This window comes from Streptomyces sp. NPDC048606, assembly GCF_040650855.1.
In the GTDB taxonomy this organism is placed as follows: Bacteria; Actinomycetota; Actinomycetes; order Streptomycetales; family Streptomycetaceae; genus Streptomyces.
In genome coordinates this window covers 1-12514 of the sequence record NZ_JBEZIB010000044.1, presented here as the reverse complement: position 1 = coordinate 12514, position 12514 = coordinate 1, and the positions used below count along the sequence as shown (strand labels likewise).

The 12514-nt window shown below is 74.1% G+C and carries 11 protein-coding genes and 1 pseudogene; 4 read left to right on the top strand and 8 right to left on the bottom strand.

What is annotated here, in order from left to right; translation table 11 throughout:
* Positions 1 to 39: 39 nt before the first annotated feature.
* Positions 40 to 1044, top strand: coding sequence for a helix-turn-helix domain-containing protein (locus tag AB0D01_RS34190; protein WP_363062249.1), 1005 nt, complete (start codon positions 40 to 42; stop codon positions 1042 to 1044).
* A 33-nt stretch (positions 1045 to 1077) separates the two neighbouring features.
* Here AB0D01_RS34190 and AB0D01_RS34185 read toward each other — a convergent pair whose 3' ends face one another.
* The 8 genes from AB0D01_RS34185 to AB0D01_RS34150 all read right to left on the bottom strand — a co-directional run bounded on the left by AB0D01_RS34185 (position 1078) and on the right by AB0D01_RS34150 (position 8857).
* Positions 1078 to 1779: a GPR1/FUN34/YaaH family transporter gene (locus tag AB0D01_RS34185; RefSeq protein ID WP_363062247.1), complete on the bottom strand. Its 702-nt coding sequence runs from the start codon at positions 1777 to 1779 to the stop codon at positions 1078 to 1080.
* Between the two features lie 17 nt (positions 1780 to 1796).
* Complete coding sequence (locus AB0D01_RS34180; RefSeq protein ID WP_363062310.1) at positions 1797 to 3671, bottom strand: amidohydrolase; 1875 nt, start codon at positions 3669 to 3671, stop codon at positions 1797 to 1799.
* A gap of 14 nt (positions 3672 to 3685) precedes the next feature.
* Positions 3686 to 4675 carry an alpha/beta hydrolase gene (locus AB0D01_RS34175; protein WP_363062245.1) on the bottom strand — a complete coding sequence of 330 codons (990 nt, stop codon included), beginning with the start codon at positions 4673 to 4675 and terminating at the stop codon, positions 3686 to 3688.
* A gap of 156 nt (positions 4676 to 4831) precedes the next feature.
* Positions 4832 to 5662, bottom strand: a complete 831-nt coding sequence (locus AB0D01_RS34170; RefSeq protein ID WP_363062244.1) for an alpha/beta hydrolase — start codon at positions 5660 to 5662, stop codon at positions 4832 to 4834.
* Between the two features lie 106 nt (positions 5663 to 5768).
* Positions 5769 to 6257: a DoxX family protein gene (locus tag AB0D01_RS34165; RefSeq protein WP_363062242.1), complete on the bottom strand. Its 489-nt coding sequence runs from the start codon at positions 6255 to 6257 to the stop codon at positions 5769 to 5771.
* Positions 6258 to 6262: 5 nt separating this feature from the next.
* Positions 6263 to 6925 carry a hydrolase gene (locus AB0D01_RS34160; protein ID WP_363062240.1) on the bottom strand — a complete coding sequence of 221 codons (663 nt, stop codon included), beginning with the start codon at positions 6923 to 6925 and terminating at the stop codon, positions 6263 to 6265.
* Positions 6926 to 7100: 175 nt separating this feature from the next.
* On the bottom strand, positions 7101 to 8381 hold the full coding sequence (locus tag AB0D01_RS34155) for a cytochrome P450 (protein WP_363062238.1): 1281 nt from the start codon (positions 8379 to 8381) through the stop codon (positions 7101 to 7103).
* Positions 8382 to 8446: 65 nt separating this feature from the next.
* Entirely contained in the window at positions 8447 to 8857 is a 411-nt protein-coding gene (locus AB0D01_RS34150; RefSeq protein WP_363062236.1) for a hypothetical protein, read from the bottom strand.
* A 360-nt stretch (positions 8858 to 9217) separates the two neighbouring features.
* Between AB0D01_RS34150 and AB0D01_RS34145 the strand changes: the two genes are divergently transcribed.
* From AB0D01_RS34145 to AB0D01_RS34135, 3 genes and pseudogenes are all read left to right on the top strand, one after another.
* Positions 9218 to 10630, top strand: a complete 1413-nt coding sequence (locus AB0D01_RS34145; protein WP_363062234.1) for a family 2B encapsulin nanocompartment shell protein — start codon at positions 9218 to 9220, stop codon at positions 10628 to 10630.
* A gap of 116 nt (positions 10631 to 10746) precedes the next feature.
* A complete protein-coding gene (locus tag AB0D01_RS34140; RefSeq protein ID WP_363062232.1) occupies positions 10747 to 12171 on the top strand; it encodes a family 2 encapsulin nanocompartment cargo protein terpene cyclase in 1425 nt (474 codons plus the stop codon).
* A gap of 2 nt (positions 12172 to 12173) precedes the next feature.
* A pseudogene (locus AB0D01_RS34135) lies at positions 12174 to 12514 on the top strand (SAM-dependent methyltransferase); the annotation flags it as partial.

The window sequence follows — 12514 nt, the reverse complement described above, 5'->3', positions numbered from 1 at the left end:
GGGGGACAGGAACACCCCGCACCGCACTCGGAGTCACCCATGCCCCTCGCCCCGTCCGCCTCCTCCCCGCTGTCGCCCTCCGAACGGGCCGACCGCTGGCACCATCTGGTGTCCGGCACCTTCATCCCGCTCGACGTCGTCCTGCACGACCGCGAAGCCTCCGTCGGGACGATCACCAGCCGGCGGCTCGGGCCCCTCCAGGTCTCCGTGGTCGAGGCGGGCCCGCAGACGGTGTCGCGCAACGAACGCCGCATCGCGCAGGGCGGCGCCGAGTACCTCACCGTCACCCTCCAACACCGGGGCACCGCACGGCTCCTCCAGGACGGCCGCCGGGCCCTGGTGGGTCCCGGCACCTTCACCTGCTCCGACGCCGCACGCTCCTACCGGCGCGAACAGCCGGACGACTTCCGCTTCACCGCGTTCCGGGTGCCCAAGCAGGGCCTGGGACTCTCCGACGGCGACCTGCGCGCGGTCACCGGCACCCTGTTCAGCGCCGGCTCCGGAACCTCCGGACTGGTCGCCGGGTACCTGACCCGCCTCGCCGAACAGGCCGCCGCCCTCGACGCGTACACCGCCCACCAGCTCGCCCTGACCGCCACCGACCTGCTGGCGGTGCTGGTCCGCGAACGCCGCGGAACGCTGGACCCGACGGCCCCGGAGGCGGCCCGGGGCATGCTGGCCCGCGTCAAGGAACACGTCCTGCGCAACCTCGGCGATCCCGCGCTCTCGCCGGAGCGGATCGCGAGCGCCCACCACGTCTCCGTGCGCCACCTGCACAAACTGTTCCGGGCCGAGGGCATCAGCGTGGGCCGCTGGATCCACCGCGAACGGCTGGAGCGGTGCCGGCGGGAGCTGTCCCGCCCCTCCGTGACCGCCCCGACCGTCTCGGCGGTGGCCCAGCGCTGGGGCTTCGTCAGCCCCTCCCACTTCAGCAGGGCCTTCCGCGCCGCCTACGGGATGTCCCCCCGGGAATGGCAGGCGCACGCCCGGAGCACCCCCGGCCCCGGCCCCGCCCCGGACGCGGAGCGCCCGGGCACGGTCTGACCGCGCCCGGGACACCGCGCCGAGGACGGCCCCTCACAGGGTGCGGCGTACGCCCGCCTGCCGCTCCAGATCGCGCAACTGCACCGCCAGGTCCCCCTCGACCGCGTGGTGCGCCGGCCCGCTGCGCCCGATCGGGAGCACCGGCGCGCCCCGCATGTCCTCCAGCATCAGCGCGAACGCCGCGTAGCAGGCCGCGAGGGCCACCAGGAGACCCAGCGCCCCAGCCGCCTGCGCGACCCACGGCGATCCGGTCAGCCCCGCCAGGCCCCCCGCCGCCCAGCGTGGCAGCGAGACCACCAGGACCAGCCACAGCGCCCGCTTGGGCCGCGTCACCGCCGCCATCAGCGCCCCGAAGCACAGGAGCGCCAGGTTGAACACGCCGAGCACCCGCGGCCCCCCGGCCGCGTCGGTCCCCACGACCAGCGCGTACGCCAGCCAGCTCCCGGCGAAGGTGCCCATCAGCGTCGCCGCGATCACGTCCCGCGCCCCGAACGCGAGGACGGACACGAGGAGTTGGAGGACGAAGGCCGGCAGCACGCACAGGGCGACGGCCCGCCGCTCCGACGCCTGGAGGATCCCCAGTTGCAGACAGCCCGTCATCACGGACGCGATCGCCACCGTGAAGAACCCCAGCGGCATCGGCGAGGCGATGGGGCGCAGGGTGATCCGGGTCATGGACCGCAGGTCCGGCTCGAAACGACGACCGGGACCCTCCCCGTCGGTATCGGTACCCATCCGCGGACTCCCCTCGTTCAGTGCGCGAAGCACGGGTCTACGGGGCCCGGGGCGCCCGGCCCGGGTCCGGCGTCGGCGCGGGCGGCCCGCCACAGGCGGTGTTCCTCGGACTCGCCGACGGCCTCGACCACGGCGTCGGCCTGGCGGGCCCCGCCGGCCGCGTACCCGCCGAAGTGGGCGACGGGGCTCCACGCCGGGGCGATCGGCGGGACGGCCTCGTCGAGACCCGCGTACTCCTGCGCCCCGTGCACGACGCGCCCGCCGACGACCGTCAGCACCGACTCGATGTCGGGGATCGCCTCCTCGGGCACGCTGAAGTAGTCCCGCGACAGGACGGCGAGATCGGCGTAGTACCCCTCGCGCAGGACGCCCTTGACGTCCTCCTCGCCGGTGAGCCGGGCCCCGCCCCGCGTGTACAGGTCGAGCGCGGTCCGCCGGTCGAGCCGGTTCGCGGCCGGGTACAGGGCCGTACCGCCGACGGTGCGTCCGCTCACCAGCCAGTGCAGCGACACCCACGGGTTGTACGAGGACACGCGCGTGGCGTCCGTCCCGGCGGCGACCGTCAGACCGCGCTCCAGCATGGCCCGCAGGGGAGGGGTGCGGGCCGTGGCCCGCGCCCCGTACCGGTCGAGGAACGCGGCGCCCTGGAAGGACATCCGGTTCTGCACGGACAGGGCCCCGCCGAGGGAGGCGACGCGGTCCAGGCTGTGGTCCGAGACGGTCTCGGCGTGGTCGAACAGCCACCGGTTGCCGGCGGGGAAGAGCCCCTCGGCCGCGAGCCTCTCGAAGACGGCCAGGTGGCGGCGGATCGTCTCGTCGTAGGTGGCGTGCAGCCGAAAGCCCCAGCCGCTCTCCGCGAGCAGCCGCACCGCCCGCTCGAACTCGACCTCGTAGTCGGCGTCGAGCGCGGGCCGGGGCTCGGCGAAGTTCTCGAAGTCGGCGGCGGCCCAGGTGAGGTTCTCGCCGGCGCCCGCCAGGCGCAGCCACTCGTCGCCGTCGCCGGGCCTGACCGTCTGCGTCCAGCGCCGCAGGTCGGCGAGCTCCTGGCCGGCGGTCTGCGGGAACAGGTAGTAGGCGATGCGCAGCGTGAGTTCCCCCGAGCGGGCCAGGTCGACGACCGTCCCGTAGTCGTCGGGGAAGTTCTGGAAGCCGCCGGCGGCGTCGAGGGCGGAGGTGAGGCCGAAGCGGTTCAGCTCGCGCAGGAAGTGGATCGTGGAGGTGCGCCGGTCGGCCTCGCCCAGGGTCGGGGCCTTGGCCAGCGTCGAGTACAGGACGAGGGCGCCCGGCGCCGCCAGCAGCACCCCGGTCGGTTCCCCGTCCCGGTCCCGGACGATCTGCCCGCCGCGCGGGTCGGGGGTCTCCCGGGTGAACCCGGCGGCCCGTACGGCGGCCCGGTTCAGCAGGGCCGACCGGTACAGGTGCAGCACGAACACCGGGGTGTCCGGCGCGGCGGCGTTCAGCTCGGCGACCGTCGGCATCCGGCGTTCGGCGAACTGCTCGGCGGTCCAGCCCCCGACGACCCGGATCCACTGCCCCTTCGGGGTCCGACCCGCCTGCTCGCGGAGCATGGCGAGGGCCCGGCGAAGACTGCGCACCCCGTCCCAACGCAGCTCCAGCACGTAGTTCAGGCCGCCCCGGATGACGTGCAGGTGCGCGTCGTTGAGGCCGGGGACCACCCGACGGCCCAGGGCGTCCACGACCCGCGTGCCGGGCCCGACTAGCCCCGCGAGGTCGTGGTCGTCTCCGAGGGCCAGGACCCGCCCGTCGCGGACGGCGACGGCGCCGGCCTCGGGCCGGGCGGGATCCCCGGTGTACACCTTGGCGTTGCGGACGAGGAGGTCGGCCGCGGCCCCGTCGGGGGCGGCGACCGGACGTATGCCCCCCACGGGCATGCTCGTCGCGCCGCTCACGCCAGGGCCTCGCGCAGCGTGTCGACGGCGAGCCCGACGGCGAGCCGCGCGGCCCGGGTGTCGCGCAGCGCGTCCAGCATCACGAAGTCGTGGAGGGTGCCGAGGACGCGCAGGGCCGTGACGGGGACGCCGGCGGCCCGCAGCGCGGCGGCGTACGCCTCGCCCTCGTCGCGCAGCACGTCGGCCTCGGCGGTGATCACCAGGGCGGGCGGGAGACCCGCGAGCCGTTCCGCGCCGGCCCGCAGCGGGGAGGCGGTGGGCTCGGCGCGTTGCGCCGGGTCGGTCGTGTACTGGTCCCAGAACCAGCGCATGGCGTCCCGGCGCAGGAAGTACCCCTCGGCGAACCGCTCGTAGGACTCGGTGTCGAAGGAGGCGTCGGTCACCGGGTAGAACAGGACCTGCGCGGCGAGCCGGACGTCGCCGCGCTCCTTGGCCATCAGGGTGAGGGCGGCGCTCATGTTGCCGCCGACGGAGTCGCCGGCGACGGCGATCCGGGAGCCGTCGAGCCCGTACCGTCCGCCCTCCTCGCCGATCCAGCGGGCCACGGTGTGGTTCTGCTCGATGGCGACGGGGTAGCGGGCCTCGGGGGAGAGGTCGTACTCGGGGAAGACCACGGCCGCCCCCACGCCGACGGCCAGCTCGCGGACCAGCCGGTCGTGGGTGTGGGCGTTGCCGAAGACCCACCCCGCCCCGTGGATGTAGAGGATCACCGGCAGCGGGCCCGTGGCCCCGCGCGGGCGCAGGATCCGGGTGCGGACCCCGCCGGTGGGGCCGCCCGGCACGGTCACCCACTCCTCGTCGACGGGCGGCAGGACGACGCCCTCGCCGCTCTGTACGTCGTCCACGGCCTTGCGGCCCTCGGCGACGGGGATCTCGTAGAGGAACGGCGGTCGCGCGGTGGCGTCGGCGAAGGCCCGGGCGGCGGGCTCCAGGACGGGCGCGTGCGGGGTGCTCGGCGCGGAGGGCGTCGAGGGATCGTTCGACAAGGCGGTGCTCCTTCGGGAGGCGGTGGGAAACCGGGAAGGGTAAGGGAGGAGAGGGCGGGCGGGGGAGGGACGGCCGTGGCGTACGAGGCCCAGGATCGGCCCGGTGGCCGCCCCCGGGTGGGAGACGGCCACCGGCGCGCCGGACGGGGGGCCCGCTCAGCCGAGGAAGGCGAGCAGCGCCTCGTTGACCTCGTCGGCGTGCGTCCACAGCAGGCCGTGCGGGCCGCCCGCGACGATCTTCAGCTCGGCGCCGGGGATCCGCCGCGCCAGCGGGATCGCCGTCGAGTCGATGGGCAGCGTGCGGTCGGCGTCGCCGTGGACGATCAGCACGGGGACGTCGATCCGGGGCAGGTCCTCGCGGAAGTCGGTCAGCCAGGCCCGGACGCAGTCGACGGTGGCCTTGGCCGAGGCGCCGGCCGCCACGTTCCAACTCGCCCGGACCGCCTGCTCGCTGATCCGCTCGCCGCCCAGCACGTCGACGTTGTAGAAGTCGGCCAGGAAGTCGTCCAGGAACGCGAACCGGTCGGCGCGCAGCGCCGCCTCGATCCCCTCGAAGACCCCGCCGTCCACACCGGCCGGGTTGTCCTCGGTCTTCAGCAGGAACGGCGGGACGACCCCGATCATGACGGCCCCGGCGATCCGCCCGGACCCGTGGTTGCCGAGGTAGCGGGCGACCTCGCCCGAGCCCATCGAGAAGCCGACGAGGGTGACCTCGCGCAGGTCGAGGGCGGTCAGCACCGCGTGCAGGTCGGCGGCGAACGTGTCGTAGTCGTAGCCCTCGGCCGGCCGGTCGGAGCGCCCGAAGCCGCGCCGGTCGTAGGTGACGACCCGGTGTCCGGCGGCCAGCAGCGCGGCGGTCTGCCTCTCCCAGGAGGCCCCGTCGAGCGGCCAACCGTGGATCAGCACGACGGGACGGCCCGAGCCGTGGTCCTCGTAGTGGAGCTCGACGGGCGCGGAGGTGCCCTCGGCGACCTTGATGTACGGCATGTGGATGTGCTCCTGTGCGTTGTCGTTCGGTTCTCGTCCCGGGCGTGGCCCGGAGGGGGCCCGGCCGTCCGCTCGAAGGGGGTGTACGCGGACGGCCGGGCCGGTCTCATGCGGGGGCGCGGTGCAGTGCGAGCCGGGTGAGCAGACCGCCGCCCACGCCGGCCGCGAGGACGGGGGCGGCCCACCACAGCGGGTACGGCGTCAGGCCGAGCGCCCGGTCCAGGGACCAGGCCCCGGGACCGCAGGCGGCCAGGGCGGCGGCCACGCCGATCAGGACCAAGGGGTACTCGTAGCCGTCGTCCTGCACCCAGAGGCCGTTCGGCCACTTCACGGTGAGGGCGACGGTCATGACGCCGACGGCCCCGGCGGAGGCGAGCGGGGTGAGCAGCCCGGCCGCGAGCAGCAGCCCGGAGCCGATCTGGCCGCCGCCCGCCGCGAGGGCGGTCGCCTTCCCGCCGCGGAAGCCGTCGGCGCGGAACTCGCGGGACCCGCCGTCGAGTCCCTTCCCGCCGAGGCGCGTACTGATCTTCTGCACCCCGTGGCCGGCGATGAGCAGGCCCACCAGCAGCCGCAGGACCAGCAGGCCGGTGTCCAAGGGGGTCAGCCGGCCGCGTGCGCGCCGATGACCGTCTGCGCGTAGACGACGCCGAGACCGTAGGCCCCCGCGTGCTCCTTGACGATCTCCATGACGGCGCCGTACGTCTCCTCGCGCGCCCAGTCGCGCTGGAGCTCCAGCAGCACCTGCACCCAGGTCACGGGGACCGCGCCGGCGGCGAGCATCCGCTGGAGGGCGTGCTCGTGGGCGGCCGGGGTCACGCCGCCGGAGGCGTCGGTGACGACGTAGACCTCGTAGCCCTGCTCCAGCGCGGACAGCGCCGGCAGTACGAGGCAGACCTCGGTCCACAGCCCCGACAGGACGATCTTCCTGCGGCCGGTGGCGCGGACCGCCTCGACCAGGGCCCCGTCCTCCCAGGCGTTCATGCTGGTGCGGTCGATCGGCTTCGCGTCGGGGAACACGGCGGCGAGCCGCGGCAGCAGCGGCCCGGAGAAGGACTCGGCGGCGACCGTGGTCAGCACGGCGGGGACGTCGAAGGCGCGCGCCGCCTTCGCGAGGCCCACCGTGCTGTTGATGATCGCGGTGCGGTCGCCGCTGCCGGTGCCGAAGAACATCTGCGGCTGGTGGTCGACGAAGAGCATGACGCAGTTGTCGGGGGTGAGGAGGTCGGCGCTCGGGGCGGCGTGCACCTGACTGACGTCGAACATGGGGCTGTCCTCTCGGGACGCGACAAGCGGAGCGGGAAAAGGTCGGAAGTGACCGCCGCCGCGTTCCCGCGACCGGCCACGCACCGAACGTAGGCCCGCCCGGCTCGACGCGGTTGCCCCAGCGCGCCCGCCCCCTTGCCCCCGCGCGCACCGCTCGCGACGGGGGGAAAACGGCTCAGGTCCGCGCGTGGGAGGCCAGGCCCGGGCGGCTGCCCGACCCCGGGGCGACGTCGATCACGAAGCCGCTGCGCGGGCGCGTCGGGACGCGGTTGATCGGGATGGACAGGTCCTGGGCCGGTACGGCGAAGTCCAGGTCCGCCAGGGCGGCCGAGAGGGTCGCGAGGACGGTGACGGTGATGTCCTCGCCGGGGCAGCGGTGGCCGGTCCGCGCGTCCCCGCCGCCCTGCGGGATCAGCTCGGAGGGGTCGGGCTCGCGGCCGAGGAAGCGTACGGGTTCGAAGTGGTAGGGCGCGTGCCACAGCGCCGGGTCGTGGTGGTGCCCGTAGACGTCGAGGAGCAGCAGCGTCCCCGCCGGGATCCGGGCGCCCGCGAAGGCGATGTCCGCCGCGGCCCGGGCCGCGATGAAGGGCACGAAGGGGTAGAAGCGGCGGACCTCGTGCGCGAAGGCCCGCGCGTGGGCCCTTCCGCCGGAACGCAGCTCGTCCCCGCGCCCGGGGTGGCGGTGCACGGCGTGGGCGGCGAAGACCACGAACCACGCCAGGGCGACGGTCGGCCGGATGACGTTCAGGAGCTCGACGGCGGCCGTGTGCGGGTCGAGGAGGGCGCCGTCGGGCCCGCGGTGCAGGGCGATCGCCTCCAGCGGGGACCCGGCCGGCGCCGCCGACCGACCCGCCCCGGGGGAGCGTACGTCGACCACGGCGCGGGCCAGCGCCCCCTCCTGCCGGTTCCGGGCGTGACGGGCGTGCCGGTGCCGGGGGCCCGGGGTCGCGAAGCCGTCGACCATGGCGACGCAGTCCTCGGCGATCTGCCGGGCGGCGTCCCGCGGTACCGGCAGTCCCGTCCAGTCGCAGACGGCCTCGGCGAGCAGGGCGGCGACCTCGTCGAAGAGGACCACCCGACGGCCCTCCCAGCCGGGCGCGGCCTCCTGCCAGCCGCGCTCGACGCGCCGGGTCAGGGCGGCGACGGAGGCGGGATCCATCAGGACCGAGGTGAACAGGCCCTTGCGCGCCAGGTGCGCGGGACCGTCCAGGGTGTGCACCGCCCCGCGGCCGAAGAGGGTGTCCAGCACGGGACCGGGAACCGCTCCGTGGCGCAGGACGCGCTCGGCGTCGTAGAGGAGGGCGACGGCCTCGGGGCCGTGCAGCAGGGCCGTCGCGTGGCCCAGGAGGCGGGTGCGGATCAGGGGGGCGTCGTCGTGGGCCCGGCGCAGGGTGGGGGCCCAGGCGTAACCGTGGGTCAGCAGTGACAGCGTGCTGTCGGTCAGTGGTACTGCCATGTGCGGCCCCTACCCGGTCGGGCCCCACCCATGCCGGCGGGGCCCGACCGGCGCCGGAGGGGGCCTCAGGGGCCCTCGTCGTAGGATCCGGCCTCGATCTCCAGGGCGAGCTCCTGGAGCACCTCCATCGAGGTGACGTCCGTACGCCCCGCGTCGTGGGCCATCGCCAGGCTGGTGAAGGCCAGGCTGAACCCGGAGACCATCGTGTGCAGGGCCGGCCCGAGCGCCTCGGCGACGAGGGCGGCCACCTCCCGGGGGGTCGCGTCGGCGGGCACCCGGATCGACGGCAGCATCTCGTTCAGCAGGTGCGTGGCGACGCCGGCCGTGCCGCCCTCGTCGCCCGGGCCCCGGCCGGAGGCCCCGGAATCCCCGGAAGCCTCAGAAACCTCCGGCTCGCCCGCCTGGGCCGCCAGGCGGATGTCCTGGGCCTCGGTGAGGATGCCGATCACTCGTTTGAGTACCTCAGCGCGTTCCATCCGAGGAGCGTAGCCCGACCGGACGACCCCCGTACGTGCTTCGCCGGGCGGCGGACCGATCTCCCTCGCGGACCGCCGGGGGAGGGGTACGGGAGGGGGACCGGACGGCTTCCGGCCGGCCCGCGGGATGAACCGGCGGCATATGGCTCGAACCCGTCGGAGGCCCTCGCAAACACCCTTCCTCGCAAGATCACTGCATCGAGGTAATACCCCTGGCTTGACCGGGCGGACCGGCCGATGCGGCCGTTAGTGTTCCCACGGATCTGGACGGATTCCCCGATATTCGCCCCCATTTTTCCTCTTTACCCGGTGACGCGCGTGTACGCCGATCACCGCCCTTGCGAAGGAGATCCCCGCGCGATGACCGTCGACACCAGCCCGGAAGCGCAGCCGGCACCGCCTCAGCAGTCCAGCCTGAGCACGGCTGCCGCCCGCAACCTTGCCACCACCACCAAGTCCGCCCCCCAGATGCAGGAGATCACCTCCCGCTGGCTGCTGCGGACGCTTCCCTGGGTGGAGACCAAGGGCGGCGCCTACCGGGTCAACCGGCGTCTCAACTACACCGTCGGCGACGGGCGGATCGAGTTCGTCCAGGACGGTGCCGACGTTCGCGTGATCCCCCGCGAACTGGGCGAACTGGCCCTGCTGCGCGGCTTCGAGGACGTGGAGGTGCTGACCGCCCTCGCCGGCCGGTGCGTCCAGCGGGACTTCCGCGCCGGCGAGGTCCTGGTGCAGCGCGGCAACCCGGCCGAGCAGATCCACCTGATCGCCCACGGCCGCATCGCCCAGACCTCCGTCGGCAAGTACGGGGACGAGGTGCGCGTCGCCGTACTCGCCGACGGAGACCGGTTCGGCGACGACGCCCTCGTGGAGGAGGAAGCCCGCTGGCAGTTCACCGCCACCGCCGAGACCGCCGGTACGCTGCTCACCCTCTCCCGCGCCGACTTCGCCTCCGTCCTGGCCGCCGCGCCGGCCCTGCGCGACCACGTCGAGCAGGTCGGCTCGCTGCCGCAGCAGCGGCAGAACCGTCACGGCGAGGCCGAGATCGCCATGTCCGCCGGCCACACCGGTGAGGCGGACCTCCCGGGCGCCTTCGTCGACTACGAACTCAAGCCGCGCGAGTACGAACTCTCCATCGCCCAGACCGTCCTGCGGGTCCACACGAGGGTCGCCGACCTCTACAACGGGCCGATGAACCAGACGGAGGAGCAACTCCGGCTGACCATCGAGGCGTTGCGCGAGCGCCAGGAGCACGAACTCGTCAACAACCGGGAGTTCGGCCTGCTGCACAACGCCGACTTCAAGCAGCGGATCCAGACCCACTCCGGCCCGCCCACCCCGGACGACCTCGACGAGCTGCTCTGCCGCCGGCGCGGCACCAAGCTCTTCCTGGCCCACCCCAAGACGATCGCCGCGATCGGCCGCGAGTTCAACGCCCGCGGTCTGTACCCCGACCACGTGGACGTCGGCGGCCAGTCGGTCCCGGCCTGGCGCGGCGTACCGATCCTGCCCTGCAACAAGATCCCCATCAGCCCGGAGAACACCAGCTCCATCCTCGCCATGCGCACCGGCGAGGAGAACCAGGGCGTCATCGGCCTGCACCAGACCGGCCTGCCGGAGGAGTACGAACCGGGCCTGTCGGTGCGGTTCATGGGCATCAGCGAGCAGGCGATCATCTCCTACCTGGTCACCACCTACTACTCCGCCGCCGTCCTGGTCCCCGACGCGCTCGGCGTCCTGGAGAACGTCCAGATCGCCCGCAGGCGCGACTAGTCCGCCCGGGCGGCGACACGCAGCGACCGGCCGCACCGGCCCGGGCGTTCCGGGCCGGCCGCGCCCGGGACTCCCGGGATCCGGGCCGGCCCACCCACCTCACCAAGGAGTAACGGATGCCCGCTCCCGGGCTCTCCCCCCTGCAATCGGGCCTGCCGGCCGCCGCGGCCGGTCTCGGGGCGCACGTCCTCGCCCGGGCGCTGTCCGCCGGCGTGGAGGCCGCGGCCGACGCCCCTCCGGGCACCGTGCCGGACACCGCGCCGGGCGTCGTGCCGGAGGCCGTGCCCGCTCCGCCCGTACGGGCCGGCCTCCCGTCGGCCCCCGTCCACCCCTTCAAAGCCCCGCAGGCCGCCCCCGCGGCGGTCCCGGCGGAGGTTCCCGCACCGGAGCTTCCCGCGTCCGAGGCGCCCGTACCCGAGGTCGCCGCCGCGCCGGCGGCGGTCGCGCCCCTGGAGCGGATCCTGCGCGGCCCCAGCGGCCTGGGCACGGCGGGCCTGTCCCTGGCCCGGCGCGAGGAGGCACCCGCGCCGTCCCCGTCCGCCGGAGGCGGAGCGCCGGCGGTGGGCAGCCCGATCCCCGGCCTGTACCACCACCCGATCCCGGAGCCCGATCCGGTGCGGGTTGAGGAGGTCAGCCGCAGGATCAAGGCCTGGGCGGAGGACGAGGTGGACCTCTACCCCGACGACTGGGAGGACGAGTTCGACGGGTTCGTCGTCGGCCGCTACATGGTGGGCTGCCACCCCGACGCCCCGACCGTCGACCACCTGATGGTCGCCACGCGGTTGATGGTCGCCGAGAACGCCGTCGACGACGTGTACTGCGAGGACCACGGCGGATCCCCCGTCGGCCTCGGCGGGCGCCTGCTGTTGGCGCACACCGCGCTGGACCCGCTCCACACGACGAAGGAGTACCGGCCCGCCTGGGCCGAGTCCCTGTACGCGGACGCCCCCCGGCGCTCCTACCGCTCGGCGATGGAGTACTTCCTCCGGCTGGCGACGCCCTCCCAGGCGGATCGATTCCGCCACGACATGGCCCGCCTCCACCTGGGGTACCTCGCCGAGGCCTCCTGGGCGGAGACGGACCACGTACCGGAGGTGTGGGAGTACCTGTCGATGCGGCAGTTCAACAACTTCCGCCCCTGCCCCACCATCACCGACACCGTCGGCGGCTACGAACTGCCGGCGGACCTGCACGCGCAGCCGGCCATGCAACGCGTCATCGCGCTCGCCGGCAACGCCACCACCATCGTCAACGACCTCTACTCCTACACCAAGGAGCTCGCGAGCCCCGGCCTGCACCTGAACCTGCCGGTGGTGATCGCCCGACGCGAGGACCTCCCCATCAAGGAGGCCTACCTGAAGGCGGTCGAGGTCCACAACGAGCTCATGCACGAGTTCGAATCGGAGGCGGCCGCCCTGGCCGCCGCCTGCCCCGTCCCGAGCGTGTCGCGCTTCCTGCGCGGAGTGGCCGCCTGGGTCGACGGCAACCACCACTGGCACCAGACCAACACCTATCGCTACAGCCTGCCCGATTTCTGGTAAGGATGGATTTATCTGTGACCAGCACCGAATTCACCACCGTCGACACGACCACCGCCGCACCCTCGGTGATCATCCCCTCGCCGGCGACCCCCTACCAGGGTGACATCGCCCGCTACTGGGACCACGAGGCCCGGCCCGTGAACCTCCGCCTCGGCGACGTCGACGGCCTCTACCACCACCACTACGGCATCGGCGACGTCGACCACGCCGCCCTCGGCGACGCCTCGGACGGCGATTACGAGAAGCGGCTCATCGCCGAACTCCACCGCCTGGAGTCGGCGCAGGCCGAAGTGCTCCTGGACCACCTCGGCCCCATCAAGCGCGACGACACGCTCGTGGACGC

Bases quoted from the DNA above. Each gene is read 5' to 3' on its own strand.
- AB0D01_RS34190 (WP_363062249.1), top strand. From the start codon at position 40: ATGCCCCTCGCCCCGTCCGCCTCCTCCCCGCTGTCGCCCTCCGAACGG.
- AB0D01_RS34185 (WP_363062247.1), bottom strand. From the start codon at position 1,779: ATGGGTACCGATACCGACGGGGAGGGTCCCGGTCGTCGTTTCGAGCCG.
- AB0D01_RS34180 (WP_363062310.1), bottom strand. From the start codon at position 3,671: ATGCCCGTGGGGGGCATACGTCCGGTCGCCGCCCCCGACGGGGCCGCG.
- AB0D01_RS34170 (WP_363062244.1), bottom strand. From the start codon at position 5,662: ATGCCGTACATCAAGGTCGCCGAGGGCACCTCCGCGCCCGTCGAGCTC.
- AB0D01_RS34160 (WP_363062240.1), bottom strand. From the start codon at position 6,925: ATGTTCGACGTCAGTCAGGTGCACGCCGCCCCGAGCGCCGACCTCCTC.
- AB0D01_RS34155 (WP_363062238.1), bottom strand. From the start codon at position 8,381: ATGGCAGTACCACTGACCGACAGCACGCTGTCACTGCTGACCCACGGT.
- AB0D01_RS34150 (WP_363062236.1), bottom strand. From the start codon at position 8,857: ATGGAACGCGCTGAGGTACTCAAACGAGTGATCGGCATCCTCACCGAG.
- AB0D01_RS34145 (WP_363062234.1), top strand. From the start codon at position 9,218: ATGACCGTCGACACCAGCCCGGAAGCGCAGCCGGCACCGCCTCAGCAG.
- AB0D01_RS34140 (WP_363062232.1), top strand. From the start codon at position 10,747: ATGCCCGCTCCCGGGCTCTCCCCCCTGCAATCGGGCCTGCCGGCCGCC.